Raw genomic sequence first — 19,357 nt, 5'->3', positions numbered from 1 at the left:
TATCATTGTCTGGTTCCACCACTTATAGGCATGGATGCCAAAGTGATGGGGCCTTTTTATCATCAAATAGTAATTTTATAAAAGAGTAAGAGTAGCGAGCCTGTAGTTCAGGTTAGGAATAATATAAAAAGTCTTATTTGCTTTATGCGAATAGAGTAGGAAGGTTTTGTGTGAGATTGAAAGAAAAAGAGAAAGTTACAAGCAAAGGAAACTATTTAATTGAAATACTACCTGGAATTATTATTTGTTTAATTGTCATTTTTATTGGTATTTATTTAGCTGAACTCATTGGAGTCGTCTTAGTGATGTTGAACGTTTTACCGGAGGGCAGTTCAAGTCCGGTTTCAGGTATATTTGTAGCGATACTCATTGGAATACTTATACGAAATTCAGTGGGATTACATAAAATGTTTTTCAAAGGGGTAACATTTTCCGTAAAATATGCACTACGGGCGGGTATTATTTTACTGGGATTACGTCTAAGTCTCACGGAGGCATTAAAACTAGGGGCATGGGGACTTCCACTTATTATAGCTTGTATTTCTTGTGGATTAGCCGTAACCCTTTATTTCACGAAAAAACTAAACCAATCGAATCGTCTGGGAACATTAATTGCATGTGGGACTGGGATTTGTGGAGTAACGGCCATAATGGCTACGGCCCCAGTGGTGAAAGCAAAAGATAATGAAATATCTTACGCGGTTGCAAATATTACGATTTTTGGTTTAGTAGGTATGCTCTTTTATCCTTATCTAGCGCACACTTTCTTCGCGAGTGATCCAGTAAAGGCAGGTCTGTTTTTAGGAACCGCTATCCACGATACAGCACAGGTCACTGGTGCGGCTCTAATTTACAATCAGATGTATGATATGGAAAAAGTAATTGATGTCGCGACTGTAACGAAGCTAACTAGAAATCTTTTTATTATTGCAGTTATTCCGTTTGTGTCTTATCTATTCTTTAAAACAGAAGGTAAAAGAGAGGGAGAAATAGCAAACGCCCTTCCAAAATGGTATAAACTAATTCCTCTTTTTGTTATAGGTTTCTTACTCCTGGCTCTTTTAAGAACAATTGGGGATATGACCGTGGCGAATACTGGTTCAGCTTTTGGATTTCTAGCACCTTCTACGTGGAAAAGTTTTTATGAATCTTGGAGTTCATTCGGATCTACTTACATGCTTGGATTGGCTATGGCAGGGGTCGGATTATCTACTAATTTTAAAATGTTTAAAGGTCTTGGACTAAAGCCGTTTTATATCGGATTTATAGCAGCCATATCTGTTGGAATCGTAAGTCTTACACTGATTTCGTTATTTGGTCATTTAATTACGATTTAAGAGTAGATAATACTTTTTATCAAAAAGTATCCAACCATGGAACATTAGTTGGATACTTCAGGTGGAATAGATGAAGTTGTTATTTAACCGGTATGCACTTGGTCGTAAGGAAATTTATAGGATTCTTTTTTAGGTTTCAACAGCAAATAGAATAAAGTTAATGGACCGATTCGTCCCATGAACATAACTAAGCACACTATTAACTTTCCGATACTACTCAGATCTCCAGTTATTCCCATCGATAAACCTACAGTACCAAAAGCAGAAAACACTTCAAATGCTAGTGGGAAAAGTGGAATTGACTCAGTAATTGTGAGTAAAAACAACGAGCTAATGATAGTACTGAGACTAACGGTAGTAATTGCTAAAGATCTAAGAAGTATTTCCGTTTTAATAGTTCTACCAAATAAATGTGGTTCGGAAATTCCCCTGAAATATGCAATCGTTGCATAAACAATGACCATGAAAGTTGTTAGTTTAATGCCCGAAGCAGTCGAAGCAGTTCCTCCGCCTATAAACATTAAAAGCATCGTAAATAATAAGGAGGGTTCTTCCATGTTTCCAGTTGGAATCGTATTGAATCCAGCAGTTCGGGGGGACACCGCTTGGAAATAAGAGGCTAGTATTTTATTACCAACTGAAAAATCCCCAATAGTATTCACATTATTGTATTCAAGCAAGAACAGGGTAATCGTAGCAATTACATTTAACAATAAAGTTCCGGTAATCATCATTTTCGTATGAAGTGTCCAGTGATGAAAAGATTTTTTATTCCATATATCCATTACAACAAAGAAGCCGAGCCCTCCAATTACGAATAAAGAGGATAAAATAATAGTAACAATTGGATCACCAACAAACGGAATGAGATTCTCAGGGAATATTGAAAATCCCGCATTATTAAAAGCGGATATAACATGGAAGGTGCTGTAATAAATTCCATCACGCCAACCAAAAATAGGTATCCAATGAATGGATAGCAGTGTAATTGCTAAGGTCTCAATGCTCAGGACAAATAGTAAGATGAGTCGGACATATTTCACCATTCCACCAACCGTTTGTTGGTTATAGGAATCACGAATATAAATGCGGTTTTGGATTCCAATCTTCTTACCAAAAAGCATTAGAATTGCAACGGCAAACGTCATTATTCCCAATCCACCAAGTTGAATCAAGGTTAATAATATAATTTCACCAAAAGTTGTTAATGTAGAGCCGATATCAAAAACTCCAAGTCCGGTCACTGTCGAAGCAGATGTAGCGGTAAAGAACGCATCCGTCCACGAAATTGAGTGTTCTGTTGCAATCGGTAACTTTAGTAGCAATGTGCCGAAAATGATTAGTAAAAGAAAGTTTCCTGAAATAATGATCGGTGGAGACAAACGCCTTCTGAAAAACCTTGATTTTTTCATCATCATCCCCACAATTCTTGAAAAATAGTGTACTACTATTTGGAAAATCTATTTAATAAGATATGTCGACATAACGTTTTTATTCTATATATTAATAATATTCCTATTTCAAGAATATATCAATTTAATCTGTTGAATTGTCGCAAGGGTCAGAGTACTTTCTCAAAGTCTTTTAAGTTTTACCGCGAATTAATTTATAAGCGTATAGAAAGTGTATTTAGGGAATTATCTTCTTCTACTTATTGGCATAGAATCTATTGAACTACAGACAAAGTTAAGAAAGGCGGAAGGAAATGTATTATCCATATGTTCAACAAATACCTAAACAAGACCGTCGTGTTATGACGGTCACAGGAATTGGGAACCAATCCATTGCACCGGATACCGCTAATATCCAGTTTGAGGTACGTACCGAAAATATGGTGCTCACTCAGGCGCAACAGGAAAATGCATATGTCATGAATCAGGTAATTGAGTCTCTTTTAAATCTTGGTATCAGCGCGGAAAATATAAAAACAGTCTCTTATACTGTTTTTCCACAGTATGACTATGTTGAAGGCAAACAAGTATTCAGAGGTTACGAAGTAATAAATGCGATTTCTGTCAAAGTGCCTAGCATCGAACAAGTTGGAAAAGTAATTGATGTAGCTGTACAAAACGGTGCAAATAGTGTGTCGAATATTCAGTTCACCGTAGATAATGAGGAACTATATTATGAAAAAGCATTAAGCTTGGCACTTGGAAATGCTGTATCCAAAGCGCAAGCAATTGCGAATACAATGCAACTGCAACTAGACCCAACCCCCACCACCATTACTGAAGCTCATAGAGATGAACCTATTGGACCCCGACCTTTTATGGCCAAAGAAATGGCAGCATCTACGCCGATTGAACCGGGACAAATAGAAATTACCGCAACAGTAAAAGTACAATTTCAATATTGAAAGTTAAGTCAAAATGAATTGTATAATAGTGCACCAAAATTATTTGAAAAAGTTGAGGAGTAGAATAATTATGGAAATCGAAAAACCACCAGTGTATCAATCACCTATTGGAAGGATTTTTGATAAATTTTCACGTCATAAAGATATCACTTTGATATATGGAGATCTAATTGAGTTCGAAAACAAAAAAGTACTGCCCGTTGCTAAAGTGAAATATATAGTTGGAGGTGGAGGAGGGTATTCCGGAGAAACAGCCAATACTCCAGTAGGCCAGGGTGAAGGTGGCGGAGGTTATATCTCCGTAAGACCAATAGGCGTTTATGAGATAAATACTAAGATAGTGAAGTTCAAACCTGCTTTTGATTTAAAATTTATTTCAACTCTATCTCTAATTTTTACATTCGGCTTGATTTTGCTGTTTAAGAAAAATAAATGAAGTTTTAAAGAAAGCACTTGCAGTATATGTCCTCAATTGCTTATGTGGATTTGTAACGAAACGTGAAGTCAACGCAAAACAACACAGAATATCCACCGCCTCAGCTTTAAAAAGACTGTTATAATTAAAACTGAAATGATGATAAGGTGCGGAACATGCCTTCGAGGCGAGAGAGCGGCAATGGCCAGCTCAATGAAACGAAAAACATATTTAGTATGTATCAGCTTGAGTAGAGCCCTTTAGTGAACTTAAAGGGCTCTACTTATGTAGATGCTCGGCAATTCATTGCCGTGAGGTTTACAAGAGGTTAATAATTAGGAGGAACATTTCATGAAGAATTTATTTCATCTTTGTGTGCAAGGTGATGTGAATGATATTTATAAAAAAATCACTGGTTTGAGTCATAAAACAGAGGTGCAAGTAAAGCTAGAGAAACAATATTATAATCGGTTTTTCAAAGGAAATCCGGACTATAAGACTTCAAATGAAGATTCATGGATAGAAGATATCATAAATACATATCGTTCTTATTTTGTGGATGTATTAACAAATAAGGTGGATCGTTCTGTTGCAGAATCCACATTATTAGAGAAATTAAACAACCACTTACCTTTTGATTTGAAAGGAACAAACATGTTTACTACAGAAGAAAACATCAAAGAGATTTTTAAGAAAAAAGGATTTAAATTTATAGGTGGGAGGGTTGCACCGCACTACGGTCCTTTTATTTGGGGGAAATCGAATACTGAGACTTACACTGTTGAAATCCCTGATTTTAATGGGAAAGTTCAAGTCTGTTTTTTGGATGATTTCCTTATGTTAAGTTGGCTACACTTCGCTACATTTGGTGAATTATATGCTGGTGGTTGGGCTAAGAAAGATGTTATATATTGTGTACTATCTAATTATCGTGACAAATTAGATACGGATGTTTTTCAAGTATCCTTCCTTAAACACGAGGCACAACATATCAGTGATTATAAGAAATTTCCCAATTTAATAGGTACAGATTTAGAGTATCGAGCAAAACTTGTAGAGCTTATTTATTATTCGGATTTTGGTTTCTTTGAAAAGCTAATTGTTCAAGCAATAAATAATACGAATCCACATAATCATTCGGCATTTATCATTTTAAAGAAATTTTCTAATCATTTTTTTAATAAAGAAGCAGATAAAGATATAATAAATTGGAAAAAATTCCATTATGATGAGATCAGTCAATTTGCTTTAAAACTTTTTAATGAACATACCGCTAAACTTAAGTCATTAGGTGCGGCTACAGTGAAGAGTGTTATTTAGTTGAATTGCTTGAAACAATGTTTTCTGCTTCCCAAGACAAAACAGTTATTTGGCTGACACATCACTTAGCTGGGATTGAACAAATGGATGAAATTATCTTTTTGGAAGACGGAGGCATACAACTTCAAGGAAGTCATGAAGAACTGTTTGCTACATCGGAAAAATACCGGGCTCTATATGAAATGGATAAAGGAATTTAAAAACAGCGTCTAAGTGGGAAGCCCCAATCTTAGACGCTGTTTTTTTATGTTTTTTCCGCCACATTTGCACTTGCAAACGTGGCCATTTCTTTTATCATATTCACAGCAGACAGTAGAATTGGATAGGCTACTGCCGCGCCTGTACCTTCGCCAAGGCGCATATTCAAATTCAATAAAGGTTCTATTTGTAAATGCTGGATCGCAACGAGATGACCTGGTTCAGCCGACTGATGCGACAACGTCATATAATTTTCGACTCCGGGTGCAAGTAACTTGGCGACACAAGCCGATACCGTAGAAATAAAACCATCTAATAGAATAGGAGTTTGTTTTTGAGCTGCAGCAATCATTGCACCAACCATGGCGGCCATTTCCAATCCGCCAACTTTCGAAAGGATATCAATTGCGTCCTTTGAATTTGGCTGATGGAAGGCAATCGCTTTTTGAACAACTGCTATTTTGTTTTCATGTTGTTCCTTAGAAATACCTGTACCAAATCCAACAATTGAAGCTGGATCCGCACCTGTAATAGCTGCTAGAACAGCACTACTTGCAGTCGTATTTCCAATGCCAACTTCACCAATAATTAAACACTTTACACCACTTTCCATAAACAGGGTGGCTTCTTCAAATCCAATTTGCACTGCTTTTTCGACTTCTTCTTTTGTCATGGCTAATTCAACTGCGAAATTACCAGTGCTTTGTCGGATCTTCCTATTAATCACTTCTTTTTCACTAACATCCGTTACTACACCGATGTCCACGATTCTGAATTCAGCTCCAATTTGCCTACCGAACACATTAATCGCTGCTCCGCCATCCACCATATTTGTAACCATTTGTTTCGTTACGTCTTGTGGGTAGGCGGAAACACCCTCATTTACAATTCCGTGATCTGCCGCAAATACAAGGATGCCAGGGGGCGTAATATTTGGAAACTCATTCCCAGTCATTTTTGCAAGGTCGATTGCAATTTGCTCCAGTCTACCTAAACTTCCTGAAGGTTTTGTTAAAGTTTCGATATAGTTTGCTGCTGATTCTCCTACATTTTTATGTACTGACGGAATTTGTAAATCTATCAATAAAATCTCCTACTCTCTATTTTGTATTCGATCATTTCACAACACCTTATATTTGAATCCCAAAAGTACTCCGTAATATCTGATCTTTTTCATCTGAAGATAAATCCTTTTTTTGCTGAACACCATTTTCCGTAATGATGAACTGTGCGTCGGATATTGTTTTTCTGCCTAAGGGAGTTGCAACAGTAATAATATCGGTATGTGTGAAAGAGGATTCTTTTGCAACTTGGTTAAAGACACAGCCTTCATGAAAATCAATCAGCTTTTTAGGCTGTGTAGTGAAACGATATAAAATTCTCTCTACATCATTTCTTTTTTGAATCAAATCATAAAAATCATTTTCTTGTTTTTCAATTTTATACGCACCACTCACATCTGTGCGTTCCAATCCGCTAAGTGGTATCGGTAATATTGTGGAATCACCAAATCCAACATCTACTAAATAAGGTTTATCGAGCTGTACGATAATTGCTGCATGAGTATCTTTTTTTGCCCACACTCCATTCATTCTTCGAACAGTTGCAGATACTAACGAAGCTTCATAGCCTAGCTCTGTTAATAACCAGTGGAAGAGACCGTTTAATTCGTAACAATAACCACCACGATTCCTAGAAACCAGTTTGTCATATATTGTATCCAAGTTCAGATAAATGGGGACTTTTCTGATGACATCTAAGTTTTCAAAAGGAATATGTTGCATATGTAACGATTGGAGTTCTTCCAAATTCTGAAGTGAGCAGGTCGTATAATGCGATGCACTAATTCGTTTTAAGTAATTCTTCATGTTTAACATAAATAGATTCCCTTCCACAGCAATTGTATTGGTGATTCTAGTTTAGCATGTATGATTATCTTTTGTATTTCTATAAAAAAACACCGTAATCTAATGAATTAGATTACAGCATATATATTGATTTTTGAAAAGAATGTTTTCATATTGAAGGGTCTTGTATTGGTAGGAACACCTTTCGATTATTTAAGACAGACGACAATTGTTTGTTAATCTCATCTACTGGAATAGGTCTACCAAAATAATATCCTTGCATATCTAAACAGCCCAGCTCTTTTAATCTCTCGCTCTGGAGTTTAGTCTCTACACCCTCGGCAATTAATTGCAAGCCGAGTCTGTTTCCAAGCTCAATAATGGTTCTAACAATCGCTTCACTTTTAGGGTCTTCGTTTATCCCGGAAATAAATTGTTGATCTATTTTAATTTGTTGAACTGAGAAATGTTGTAAGTAAATAAAAGCAGAATATCCAGTTCCAAAATCATCAATTGAAATCTCAAAACCTAAACAATTAAGCTCGTTCATTCGTTTTTTCACTGCCTGAAAGTCTTCTAATGCAACATTTTCAGTAATTTCCAAAACTAACTTTTCTGTATCGACACCTGTTTCTTGAGCACATTTAATTAAGTATGAAGGAAGGTCGGGATGAAGGAAGTGTCTTGGCGATAAGTTAATAGAAATAGTCAAATGGCTTTCAAATATCAATTCCCATCTTTTAAGTTGAGTAAAAGCTTCTTTAATTACCCATTCACCTAAGGGTATGATAAGACCTGTTGACTCGGCAAGCTCAATAAAATCTCCTGGGAAAATTAAGCCCCGTTCAGGATGTTGCCAACGAATTAAGGCTTCAAAACCTACAAGTTCCCCTAACAATCCATTTACTTGAGGTTGGTAATAAAGATGGAACTCATTTTGATTGAGTCCATTTCGTAAGTTCATCTCCGAAAACATTGTTTTCTCCATATTAACTTGCATATCAGGATTAAATATACCTTGTGCTTCTCGTGAAGAATTTCTTGAACTTGTTTCAAGTGCAACTTGTGAGGTTTGAATACCTTCTCTTGCAGAGGTAAAGTTATCGGGATAAAAAGATATCCCATAACTGTAGGTTACAAAAATTTCTTGCCCACAAATATCCATAGGTTGTTTTAGAACATTCAACAATTGAGTCATATACAAATCTTCGGTAACGTTGTGAAATTCAACAGGTGAAAAGATAATGAAATGATCGAATCCTAACCTTGCAGTAATCGCTGGTTTAGGAAATAAATTCCGCAAACGCTGTGCAGTTACTTTTAGAACCTGTTCTCCAATTTCGTGGCCAAGAACACCTTGTATATGTGTGAATTGGTCAATTTTAAAATAAATAATAACTCCTTGATCAGAGTGCTTAAAATCGTTGATTTGTTGATTTACTAGATTTGTGTAAGAATACTGATTATGTAGTTCGGTTAATGTATCCGTAAAAGCGAGTGCATAAATATGTTTATCCATTTCAATCCTATGCAATCGATTAAAAACGAACGCAATCATGTCTGTTATGGATGCAATAATAATTTTGTCTAAAGATGACCATGTTCTATCCTTCTTAGTTTCACAGCAAAGCATACCTCCAATGCCTCTACTTAAAATAATAGATGCATCCAACATCGAGTGGATACCTTCATCTTGAAAATAATGTTTTTTAAGTTCCCGAACAACTGAGTTTGTATGCACATTTTCAACAGCTAGCGTGCGTTCTTGCTGAATGGCTTTAAAATAACTCGGAAAATCGCTCGAATTCAGCTTTTGTCCATGTTTATGACTTCTTGTTCGGGTACTGAAAATATTTTGTGCTGTGAGAACAGTCCAATCTTCATTAAATAGCCATATACTAACTCTTTCACAATCCATAATTGTGGAAATTCGTTCACATAAATCTTCTAAAACAGACTTCATTGAATCAACGGATAAATGCAATTGCTTTGCGTGAGAAAAGAGTAGTTCTTGTTGAACTAACATATTTTCAAGCATAATAGTATCCATATTCAACTTTTCTTTCATATATAGTTTGACCCCTTTATTCTATATTTATATTTGGAACAACCCCTACAATTTAATATCGGTTGAAGAATAGTAATTTCAATAGATTTTTAGTCATTAGAACTTTAAAGAGAGCTAAATTTTTAAATGAAAAATAGCTAGAGTTCTATAAAAAAGAATCCTTCCGTAATGAATTACTTTATTACATTCAATGTAAGCGCTTAACCCTTAGTGTTATTAAAATCTGAGTTGACTAACTATTGTTGCCGGTGTAACATTACGATAAATTATTAATTGAAATGGATTATTTCAAAAAATAGTTCTTTTAAATATAAGGGGGAAATCGAATGAAGAACAAATGGAAGAAGTTCGCAATTATTGTTTTTAGCTCTGCATTAATCCTTGCTGCATGTGGAGGAGATAAGGAGAAAGAAGAGTCTTCATCTACAGCAACAGGAGATGAAAAAACGTATAAAATTGGTATTACACAAATTGTTGAGCATCCATCTCTAAACGCAGCTACGGATGGCTTTAAAAAAGCACTAGAAGACGCTGGATTGAAAGTGGAGTATGATACTCAAATTGCGCAAGGGGATAATAGTGTTAATACGACAATTGCTGAAAACTTAGTTGGTGCAAATGTAGATTTAGTATTCGCAAACTCGACTCCTAGTGCACAAGCGGCAGCTAGTAAGACAACTGATATACCAATCGTTTTCACTTCAGTAACGGATGCAGTTGGAGCTGAACTCGTTAAATCTAACGAAAGTCCCGGAGGCAACATCACGGGTACGATCGATGCTCATCCGGATGCAATTCCGAACACGATGAAATTCCTAAAAGAAGAATTAGGAGCGAAAAATGTTGGGATGGTTTTTAATGCAGGTGAACAAAACTCAGTAGCACAAGTAAATGCTGTTAAAGAAATGTTGAAAGACATGGATATGACTGTTGTGGAAGCTGCAGTAGCAACTTCAGCGGATGTTAAGCAGGCAACAGAGTCATTAATAGGAAAAGTAGATTCATTGTATATCATTACTGATAATACTGTTGTATCTGCACTTGAGTCGGTTATCGATGTTGCAAATGCAAACAAATTACCAATGATGGTCGGTGAGTTCGACTCTGTTAAACGAGGCGGTCTTGCAGCATACGGATTTGAATACTTCGACATTGGATATGAAGCGGGGGAAATGGCTGTTAAAATTTTGAAAGACGGCAAAAAACCAGCGGATATTTCAGTTCAAGTTCCACAGAAATTATTGTTTGTAATGAATAAAGATACGGCAACTACAATTGATCTTGAAATTAAAGATGAGTGGAATGCCGATTTAATTGAATAATTAGGAGATGATTCTATATGTTTTCAGCTGTTTTTGGCTCCGTGGAGCAAGGAATCATCTATGCAATTATGGCGCTCGGAGTGTATTTATCATTCCGGGTGCTTGATTTTCCAGATCTAACAGTTGATGGAAGTTTCGTTACAGGTGCGGGTGTTGCCGCTACAATGATTATATTCGGATATCATCCAATACTTGCAACAATAGTTGCTATTGTAATAGGTTTTCTTGCTGGTTGTGTAACGGGGTTACTGCATACAAAAGGGAAAATTAATGCCCTTCTTTCAGGAATCTTAATGATGATCGCCTTGTATTCCATTAATCTACGTATTATGGGACTGACCTCCGAAAATTCGATTGGGCGTCCAAATATTCCACTTCTAAATGCGGAGACTTTATTTACAAAGTTTCATACGTTTTGGGGATCTTTAGGTATCGACGAATCCATCAATAAGTTCTTTAGTATGCTTGGGTTCGAACATTTACCTTCTACATGGGGTACCTTAATCATTATGGCGATTATTGTGCTACTTATTAAGTTTGTTGTGGATTGGTTCTTAAAAACGGAAATAGGGTTAGCAATAAGGGCAACTGGTGACAATAAGAAAATGATTCGAAGTCTGTCCGCAAATACGGATAATCTAGTAATTATTGGGCTAGGTTTTTCAAATGCTCTCGTAGCATTCGCCGGTGCATTAATTGCCCAATATAGTAAGTTCGCAGACATTGGTATGGGAATTGGTATGATTATTATCGGTCTTGCTTCGGTCATTATTGGAGAAGCTATTTTCGGTACAAAAACAATTATGAGAACAACGCTTGCAGTAATTGCCGGTGCAATTATTTATCGAATCGTACTTGGACTAGCTCTTAGAGTGAAGTTTTTAGATACTGGCGATATGAAACTAATTACCGCTATTATTGTAATTGCTGCACTTGTATTACCGCAGTTCTTTGATAAAAGACGAGAAAAGAAACGAAAAGCAAGGCGGCATGCTGAGCGTTTAGCTGAACTTCAACATTCACTGAAGAAGGAGGGGAATACCCTTGCTTAAGCTCAATCAGATTAATAAAGTTTTCAATGAAGCGACACCTGATGAAAAAGTTGCATTAGATCAAATCAATTTAGAATTAAAAATGGGCGATTTCGTAACAGTGATTGGAAGTAACGGAGCTGGAAAATCGACGATGTTGAACATGATTTCAGGCACACTTACCCCAGATTTTGGTGATATTATAATTGCCGAAAAAGATGTTACAAAATTACCGGAATATAAACGTTCGCAAATGATTGGTCGTGTGTTTCAAGATCCGATGGCAGGAACTGCACCAACAATGACTATTGAGGAAAATCTAGCAATGGCCTATTCTCGCGATAAAAAACGATCCTTCAGACGAGGTGTGGATAAGAAGCGTCGGGAACTTTTTCGCGCATCTCTTGAAACACTTCATTTGAATCTTGAAAACAGATTGAATGCGAAAGTAGGCATGCTTTCAGGAGGAGAAAGGCAAGCTCTATCGTTACTGATGGCGACTTTTACACAGCCATCGATTTTACTTTTAGATGAGCATACAGCTGCCCTAGACCCTTCACGAGCGGAATTAATCACAAATATAACGAAACAACTCGTTGAAAAAGACAAGTTAACAACATTAATGATTACTCATAATATGCAACAAGCTTTAGACCTTGGAAATCGTTTAATCATGATGGATAAAGGCCAAATTATATTAGAAATCGAAGCAGAAGAGAAAAAAGGGTTAACAATTCCAAAGCTAATGGATGAGTTCGAAAGAATCCGAGGTGAAAAGTTAACAAGCGACAAGGCTTTGTTAGGAGTGTAGTCTAAGATATTAATATCAAAAAGGCGTAATCAGTGAATTTAACAGAGCTGGTCACGCCTTTTTTCGCAAGGTGTGTGAAAAGACTATGGCTGATAAAAAGAAGAAAAGATATGAAATCGATTTATATAATCCGATTAAAGAGCATTTCACAAATCTTGGTTTTGTCGTGAATGCAGAAGTGATGGATTGCGACGTGACTGCATTAAAAGATGATGAGTTGATCATTATAGAGCTGAAACTATCGTTATCAATTGAACTTCTTATTCAGGCATCAAAAAGACAGCGATTAACCGAAAAAGTCTATATCGCAATACCTAAACCCAGTTATAATTTACGCTCCAAGAAGTGGAAGGATATATGCCATTTAATGAGACGACTAGAGCTCGGTTTAATAACGGTTTCATTTTCAGATAATAATGTGCATATGGACGTTGTTTTGGAGCCTGACCCTTTTGATAGGGACAGAAGTATGAGACGAAGCAGAAAGAGAAGGACGAAGCTCGTAGAAGAAATTCAAGGTCGATTCGGAGACTATAATGTAGGGGGAAGTCATAAAACCAAACTTATGACCGCATATAAAGAAAATTGTATTCAAATTGCATGTTATTTGAAACATTACGGTCCATTGTCAGCAAGGAATTTACGTGAGTTAGGTACTGGAGAAAAAACCTATTCCATTTTATACGACAACCATTACAGTTGGTTTGAAAAGATTGAACGAGGAATTTACTCCATTTCAGAAAGAGGCTTGTCCGAATACAATGAGATTCCTGAAATAACAAACTTCTATATGAAAACGATTGAGGAACATATTATTGAAAAGTTATAATTAGTTGTTTTCAGGTGTTTTATAGAGTGAGATCTAATTAGTCACACTAATTGTTATCCAAAAAATGTGTGTAGCAATTACTATGCTGTATAGGAATAAAGTGGAAATAATTAAAATGCGTAAATACGGTTTTGGTTTTATTTGTGTAAGGATATACAACATGAGTAGTGGAAGAGCTATTTTAATGGAATAGAAAGCAATAAGGCTTTGGTTGTAAAAGTAGTACATAATTGGATTTGCCTCATCGATGATGTTGTTTCGAAGACCTATATCGGTGAAAATAGAATCTAGAACAGCTAATAGTACTAAAAGTAGGCATGGTTTAACCAAACTTCCTTTAATAGGCAACTGGTTCGTTAAACTCCACACGCAGCTCCACCACCTTTCAATGGTAATTTGTCTAGGATACCAATACATGTAGAGTTAGCTTATGGAGTTTGATGGACTTATATACTATGGGCATTCAAATTATTTCCGGAATTTGATATTATACTATGCAAATAAGCTGTTAATTCGTTATTTAAGTTGTATAATATGGGTTAAGTCATATATCATATAAGGTATTGATTCATATATATTTTTCAGCACTATAATATAAAAATTCAATCTAAGGGGATAGAAACATCATGACAGCACTCAAGATCCAAGTGAATTTAACAGATTCTAAAAAAGAAAAACCATTATCAGATCATTTGGAGTTTGGAAGAGTTTTTACAGACCATATGTTCAGTGCAGATTATATTGAAGGACAGGGTTGGACGAATCATAGAATTGAACCTTATGCACCTCTTCAATTAGATCCGGCTTCTATTATTTTCCATTATGGTCAAACTGTTTTTGAGGGATTGAAAGCATATTCTTCGAAAGATGGAACAATAAAACTATTTCGTCCAGAACAAAATATGAAACGTTTAAATCAATCAAGTGAACGCTTATGTATGCCTCTAGTGAATGAAGAGTTAGCACTTGAAGGACTGAAAAGACTGCTTGAAATCGATCAAGAGTGGATACCTACTGCGGAAGGAACGTCACTCTATATTCGACCTTTTATTATCGCGACTGAAGCATATCTAGGTGTATCTCCATCTAAGAAATATAAATTCATGATTATTTTATCTCCAGTTGGCTCGTATTATAAAGAGGGTATCCACCCTGTTAAAATTCTAGTTGAAAATGAATACGTTAGAGCAGTAGCGGGCGGAACAGGAATGGCCAAAACTGCTGGAAATTATGCATCCGGTCTAAAAGCGCAACAGGTTGCTGCAGAAAAAGGATATGCACAAGTTTTATGGTTGGATGGGATCGAAAGGAAGTATATTGAAGAAGTAGGTGCGATGAATATCTTCTTTAAAATCAATGGTGAAGTAATTACACCAGCTTTGAATGGCAGTATTTTAGAAGGTATCACTCGTAAATCTGTAATTCAATTGTTACAGCATTGGAATATTCCAGTTACTGAGCGAAAGATTTCCATGGAAGAAATTCGTACGGCACAAAAGAATGGATTGTTAGATGAGTCATTCGGAACGGGAACAGCTGCTGTTATTTCTCCAATAGGCGAATTCAATTGGAAAGATGAAAAGTTGGTTGTAAACAATGGCGAAATGGGCGGACTTTCTGAAAGATTATACAATACGCTCACGGGTATTCAAACTGGTAAAATTGAGGATCCGTTTGGTTGGGTCATTGAAGTAGAAAAACCAATTAACCAATTATAATTAAGATGGTTTGATGGACTGATATTATATAGTAAAAGTAAAAAGCTAACCGTGTAAGCGGCTAGCTTTTTACATAAAATGAATTTTCGATTTGCTGGTATAGTAAATCAAGTACTATCTATATTCCACGAGTATAGATACTTTAGGAGGAAGCAATAATGGAAAAATTAAATTCAATAGAACAGTATGAGTTGCTGAAAAAGAGCGAACGTGTCATTTTTATGTTTACTGCCGATTGGTGTCCAGATTGTAGAGTGATTGAGCCAATACTACCAAGGATTGAAGTGGATTATCCAGAGTATGAATTTATATCTGTAGACCGTGATGAATTCATAGATTTATGTGGAGAACTGGATATATTTGGGATACCAAGTTTTATCGCATTTCATGAAGGTGTAGAAGTTGGACGGTTCGTCAGTAAAGACCGGAAAACTCAGGATGAAATTGAAGGATTTATCAATAGTTTGTCAAATTAAAAAAATACCAAAAGGACTAAGTCGTCCTTTTGGTATTTTTTAATTTATATAAGTAGATTGAATAAGGTACTTCCTTTTTTTACATCTGTAAATGTAAAATCACTCTGTCCCATTCTTTTTAGAAGTCCTTCATAATCTTCCCTGTTTTTTAATTCAATTCCGACTAATCCAGGACCGCTTTCTTTATTGTTTTTTCTAGTATATTCAAAAGTAATAATGTCATCATCAGGACCAAGTATCTCATCTAGAAATTGTCTTAATGCACCGGCACGTTGTGGAAAATCCACGATGAAATAGTGCAGCAATCCTTCAAACATTAATGATTTTTCTTTAATCTCCTGCATTCTACTAATGTCATTGTTTCCACCACTAATTACACATACAACAGACTTTCCTTTAATTTCTTCCTTATAAAAGTCTAGTGCGGCAATCGGAAGGGCACCTGCAGGCTCCGCGATAATTGCATGTTCGTTGTACAATTCTAAAATCGAAGTACACACTTTACCTTCGGGAACGACAACAATATCGTCTAAGTACTTTCGACAAATATCATAAGTAATTTGACCTGAACGTCCAACAGCTGCCCCATCAACAAACTTATCGATTTTTTCAAGTGAAATTAAGCCTTTATTATCTAACGCGGCTTTCATACTTGCAGCACCTTTTGGTTCAACGCCGATCATTTGCGTGTGTGGAGATACATTTTTAATAAACGTACATAATCCAGACATGAGTCCACCACCACCGATGCTCGAAAATACAAAATCAACGGATTCTTCAATATCATTCATAATCTCAACAGCCACAGTGCCTTGCCCTGCAATGATGTCATAATCATCGAATGGGTGGATGAAGATTCTTCCTTCAGTTTCAGCACAGTTTGCAGCGCTAATGGAACATTCGTCAAATGTATCCCCGATTAAAATGATTTCAATACGATCTTTACCAAACATCTTTACTTGATTAATCTTTTGTTTGGGGGTTGTTTGTGGCATGAAGACTTTTCCGTTTATCCCTAAATGTGCACAAGCATAAGCAACCCCTTGTGCATGATTACCTGCACTAGCACAGACAATCCCTTGTTTTCGTGCACTTTCTTCAATCGTTTTAATTTTATAATAAGCACCACGTAATTTAAAGGAGCGGACATGTTGCAAGTCTTCTCTTTTAATATATACATGACAATCGTATTTTTCGGATAAACGATCATTTTTTTGTAAAGGTGTGTGTGCGACCACATCTTTAAGCATTTGATAAGCAATTAAAATGTCTTCGACTTGTAATTTCTTGGTCTGTGGATTTTCTGCTTGCATGGTCATTTTCACTACCTCCTATATTAATTGAACATCTTTTTATTATAGCATAAATCAGACGCAACGTGTGAATATTCTAAACCTTATATATAGTAGTGTGTTCCATACATCGTCTATATTGCATATAAATATTGAGGACGGTTTGCATAAAAGATCATATGCATTATAGATGAAAAATACGAAAGGGGATAGTATGAAGAAATCCTCAGATGGATTGGAACATAGGGAAAATAGTAAAGACAAACAGTTGGAACAATATCGTGTAAATAATTATGGAGAGAAAATGACGACGAACCAAGCTTTGAAAATTTCGAACGATGAATTTTCCTTAAAAGCCGGCGTTCGTGGGCCGACATTAATGGAAGATTTACATTTACGAGAAAAAATCACGCATTTTGATCACGAACGAATTCCGGAGCGTGTAGTACATGCGAGGGGATATGCAGCGCACGGTGAATTTGAATTGTATAAGTCAATGAAGGATTATACTAAAGCAGGATTCCTTCAAGTGCCCGGAACAAAAACACCGATATTCACAAGGTTTTCAAATGTAGCCGGAAGTAAAGGTTCAGCTGATACTGTGAGAGATGTAAAGGGTTTCGCTATAAAGTTTTATACGGAAGAAGGAAACTATGATTTAGTTGGGAATAATATGCCTGTATTTTTCATACAAGATGCGATTAAATTTCCTGATTTGATTCATGCAGTTAAGCCTGAGCCACATAACGAAATTCCGCAAGCATCTTCTGCACATGATACATTTTGGGATTTCGTAGTCAGCAACCAAGAATCAGCTCATATGGTCATGTGGCTTATGTCTGATCGGGCTATCGCTAAAAACTTTCGTGTGATGGATGGATTTGGTGTGCATACGTTTCGACTCGTCAATGAAGAAGGAATCGCTCATTTCGTGAAATTTCATTGGAAACCAAAGTTAGGCGTACACTCACTTGTATGGGATGAAGCACAAAAGATATCTGGTAAGGATCCTGATTTTCAAAGGAGAGATCTTTGGGATTCAATTGAAAAAGGACATTTTCCTGAATGGGAATTTGGAGTTCAGATGATTAAAGAAAAAGATGAATTTATGTTCGATTTTGATATTTTGGATGCAACGAAAATTTGGCCAGAAGAAACTGTACCTGTACAGATTTTTGGTAAACTAACGCTGAATAAAAATGTCGATAATGTGTTTGCAGAAACTGAGCAAGTCGCATTTCATCCTGGAAATGTTGTACCCGGGATTGATTTTACTAACGATCCCCTTCTCCAAGGTAGGTTGTTTTCTTATTTAGATACACAGCTCATTCGTTTAGGTGGACCTAATTTCGCTGAAATTCCAATTAATCGTCCAGTGTGTCCATTTCATAATAATCAAAGGGATGGCTATAGTAGACAGCGAATTGATGTAGGCCAAGTAAGCTACCATAATAACACCCTTGCAAATAATACCCCTGCAACGTCAACAGCAGCTGAGGGGGGCTATGTTCATTATGCGGAAAAGGTTGAAGGTAAAGTGATTCAAGCCCGAAGTGAATCTTTCAAAGATCATTTCTCTCAGGCAAGACTTTTTTGGAATAGTATGTCTGGCCCAGAAAAACAGCATATCATTAATGCCTTTACATTCGAGGTTGGAAAAGTCAATAGCAAAGATATTAGGCAAAGAGTAGTAGATATGTTTGTAGAAGTAGATAAAGAAATGGCTACAATTATTGCAGTGGATGTTGGCGTCAACCGACCAAGTGGAGAACAAGTACCCGTAACAGCTTCGTCGCCAGCATTAAGCCAAGAGAATACGATTTATACACCACAAACACTAACAGTAGGGGTACTAGTAGGTAATGGTTTTAAAGGGACTGAAGTATTAGCTACAATTAGAACGCTTATGAATGCTGGAGTCATCGTGAAAATTGTAAGCGGAAAACTAGGTACTATTAGAAGTTCAGATAACTATCAAGTTGCTGTCGATGAAACATTTCTAACCTCAGCTCCAGTCTTATTTGATGCACTATATATCGTAGGTGGAAATTCTGAAAATGAAGCAAAATTTGAAAGTGACATTACCTATTTTATAAATGAATCCTTCAAACACTACAAACCTATCGGAGTTGCTACAACAGGCCAACGTTTCTTCAAAGCCTCAAATGCAAAAGAAGGCCCTGGTATTGTAATCGATAGTCCGAAATCAGATTTCGGAAATACATTTGTAAAAGCGATTGCCAAACAACGTTTTTGGACTAGAGACATCTATTAAAATTAATAGGTCATTATCCAGTTTAATTCATGGATAATGACCTTTTCGAATAAATACAATAT

General features: G+C 36.2%; 17 protein-coding genes and 1 pseudogene. 12 read left to right on the top strand and 6 right to left on the bottom strand.

Features of this window, described 5'->3' with window-relative positions:
* Positions 1-170: 170 nt before the first annotated feature.
* Positions 171-1,337 carry a YeiH family protein gene (locus tag ACFSFY_RS10395; RefSeq protein ID WP_381537831.1) on the top strand — a complete coding sequence of 389 codons (1,167 nt, stop codon included), beginning with the start codon at positions 171-173 and terminating at the stop codon, positions 1,335-1,337.
* Positions 1,338-1,420: 83 nt separating this feature from the next.
* Here the strand turns inward: ACFSFY_RS10395 and ACFSFY_RS10390 are convergent, their stop codons facing one another.
* On the bottom strand, positions 1,421-2,749 hold the full coding sequence (locus ACFSFY_RS10390; protein WP_381537830.1) for a TrkH family potassium uptake protein: 1,329 nt from the start codon (positions 2,747-2,749) through the stop codon (positions 1,421-1,423).
* Between the two features lie 293 nt (positions 2,750-3,042).
* On the opposite strand from ACFSFY_RS10390, the gene ACFSFY_RS10385 reads away from it, so the two are divergent.
* The 4 genes and pseudogenes from ACFSFY_RS10385 to ACFSFY_RS10370 form a co-directional block, all read left to right on the top strand.
* Positions 3,043-3,693 carry an SIMPL domain-containing protein gene (locus tag ACFSFY_RS10385; protein ID WP_381537829.1) on the top strand — a complete coding sequence of 217 codons (651 nt, stop codon included), beginning with the start codon at positions 3,043-3,045 and terminating at the stop codon, positions 3,691-3,693.
* Between the two features lie 70 nt (positions 3,694-3,763).
* On the top strand, positions 3,764-4,129 hold the full coding sequence (locus ACFSFY_RS10380; RefSeq protein ID WP_381537826.1) for a hypothetical protein: 366 nt from the start codon (positions 3,764-3,766) through the stop codon (positions 4,127-4,129).
* Positions 4,130-4,459: 330 nt separating this feature from the next.
* Complete coding sequence (locus ACFSFY_RS10375; RefSeq protein ID WP_381537824.1) at positions 4,460-5,428, top strand: hypothetical protein; 969 nt, start codon at positions 4,460-4,462, stop codon at positions 5,426-5,428.
* A pseudogene (locus ACFSFY_RS10370) lies at positions 5,428-5,628 on the top strand (thiol reductant ABC exporter subunit CydC); the annotation flags it as partial. The gene ACFSFY_RS10375 and the pseudogene ACFSFY_RS10370, both read left to right, overlap by 1 nt.
* A gap of 44 nt (positions 5,629-5,672) precedes the next feature.
* Here the strand turns inward: ACFSFY_RS10370 and cobT are convergent.
* The 3 genes from cobT to ACFSFY_RS10355 form a co-directional block, all read right to left on the bottom strand.
* The gene (gene cobT, locus ACFSFY_RS10365) at positions 5,673-6,710 is read right to left on the bottom strand and encodes a nicotinate-nucleotide--dimethylbenzimidazole phosphoribosyltransferase (RefSeq protein WP_381537822.1); all 1,038 of its coding nucleotides are present in this window, start codon (positions 6,708-6,710) and stop codon (positions 5,673-5,675) included.
* A 46-nt stretch (positions 6,711-6,756) separates the two neighbouring features.
* Positions 6,757-7,503 carry an arylamine N-acetyltransferase family protein gene (locus ACFSFY_RS10360; protein ID WP_381537820.1) on the bottom strand — a complete coding sequence of 249 codons (747 nt, stop codon included), beginning with the start codon at positions 7,501-7,503 and terminating at the stop codon, positions 6,757-6,759.
* A 139-nt stretch (positions 7,504-7,642) separates the two neighbouring features.
* Positions 7,643-9,541 carry a sensor domain-containing phosphodiesterase gene (locus tag ACFSFY_RS10355; protein ID WP_381537818.1) on the bottom strand — a complete coding sequence of 633 codons (1,899 nt, stop codon included), beginning with the start codon at positions 9,539-9,541 and terminating at the stop codon, positions 7,643-7,645.
* Between the two features lie 326 nt (positions 9,542-9,867).
* Here ACFSFY_RS10355 and ACFSFY_RS10350 point away from each other — a divergent pair, with 326 nt between their 5' ends.
* From ACFSFY_RS10350 to ACFSFY_RS10335, 4 genes are all read left to right on the top strand, one after another.
* Positions 9,868-10,863, top strand: coding sequence for an ABC transporter substrate binding protein (locus ACFSFY_RS10350; RefSeq protein WP_381537816.1), 996 nt, complete (start codon positions 9,868-9,870; stop codon positions 10,861-10,863).
* A gap of 17 nt (positions 10,864-10,880) precedes the next feature.
* Positions 10,881-11,915 carry an ABC transporter permease gene (locus tag ACFSFY_RS10345; protein WP_381537815.1) on the top strand — a complete coding sequence of 345 codons (1,035 nt, stop codon included), beginning with the start codon at positions 10,881-10,883 and terminating at the stop codon, positions 11,913-11,915.
* Entirely contained in the window at positions 11,908-12,705 is a 798-nt protein-coding gene (locus tag ACFSFY_RS10340) for an ABC transporter ATP-binding protein (RefSeq protein WP_381537814.1), read from the top strand. The genes ACFSFY_RS10345 and ACFSFY_RS10340 overlap by 8 nt, the downstream gene beginning before the upstream one ends.
* 85 nt (positions 12,706-12,790) lie before the next feature.
* The gene (locus ACFSFY_RS10335; protein WP_381537813.1) at positions 12,791-13,534 is read left to right on the top strand and encodes a DUF2161 domain-containing phosphodiesterase; all 744 of its coding nucleotides are present in this window, start codon (positions 12,791-12,793) and stop codon (positions 13,532-13,534) included.
* A 33-nt stretch (positions 13,535-13,567) separates the two neighbouring features.
* Here ACFSFY_RS10335 and ACFSFY_RS10330 read toward each other — a convergent pair whose 3' ends face one another.
* Complete coding sequence (locus ACFSFY_RS10330; protein WP_381537812.1) at positions 13,568-13,903, bottom strand: DUF5658 family protein; 336 nt, start codon at positions 13,901-13,903, stop codon at positions 13,568-13,570.
* Positions 13,904-14,160: 257 nt separating this feature from the next.
* On the opposite strand from ACFSFY_RS10330, the gene ACFSFY_RS10325 reads away from it, so the two are divergent.
* Positions 14,161-15,252 carry a branched-chain amino acid aminotransferase gene (locus ACFSFY_RS10325; protein WP_381537811.1) on the top strand — a complete coding sequence of 364 codons (1,092 nt, stop codon included), beginning with the start codon at positions 14,161-14,163 and terminating at the stop codon, positions 15,250-15,252.
* Positions 15,253-15,410: 158 nt separating this feature from the next.
* Positions 15,411-15,728 (top strand): thioredoxin family protein, encoded by a 318-nt coding sequence (locus ACFSFY_RS10320; RefSeq protein WP_381537809.1) that lies wholly within the window; start codon positions 15,411-15,413, stop codon positions 15,726-15,728.
* A gap of 44 nt (positions 15,729-15,772) precedes the next feature.
* Here ACFSFY_RS10320 and ilvA read toward each other — a convergent pair whose 3' ends face one another.
* Positions 15,773-17,041 (bottom strand): threonine ammonia-lyase IlvA, encoded by a 1,269-nt coding sequence (gene ilvA, locus ACFSFY_RS10315; RefSeq protein WP_381537974.1) that lies wholly within the window; start codon positions 17,039-17,041, stop codon positions 15,773-15,775.
* A gap of 193 nt (positions 17,042-17,234) precedes the next feature.
* On the opposite strand from ilvA, the gene ACFSFY_RS10310 reads away from it, so the two are divergent.
* The gene (locus ACFSFY_RS10310; RefSeq protein ID WP_381537808.1) at positions 17,235-19,295 is read left to right on the top strand and encodes a catalase; all 2,061 of its coding nucleotides are present in this window, start codon (positions 17,235-17,237) and stop codon (positions 19,293-19,295) included.
* The last annotated feature ends 62 nt before the right edge of the window (positions 19,296-19,357 follow it).

Source organism: Sporosarcina siberiensis, assembly GCF_042681925.1.
GTDB lineage: Bacteria > Bacillota > Bacilli > Bacillales_A > Planococcaceae > Sporosarcina > Sporosarcina siberiensis.
Note: the sequence above shows the minus strand (reverse complement) of the source record. Positions and strands in the feature narration are given on the sequence as shown.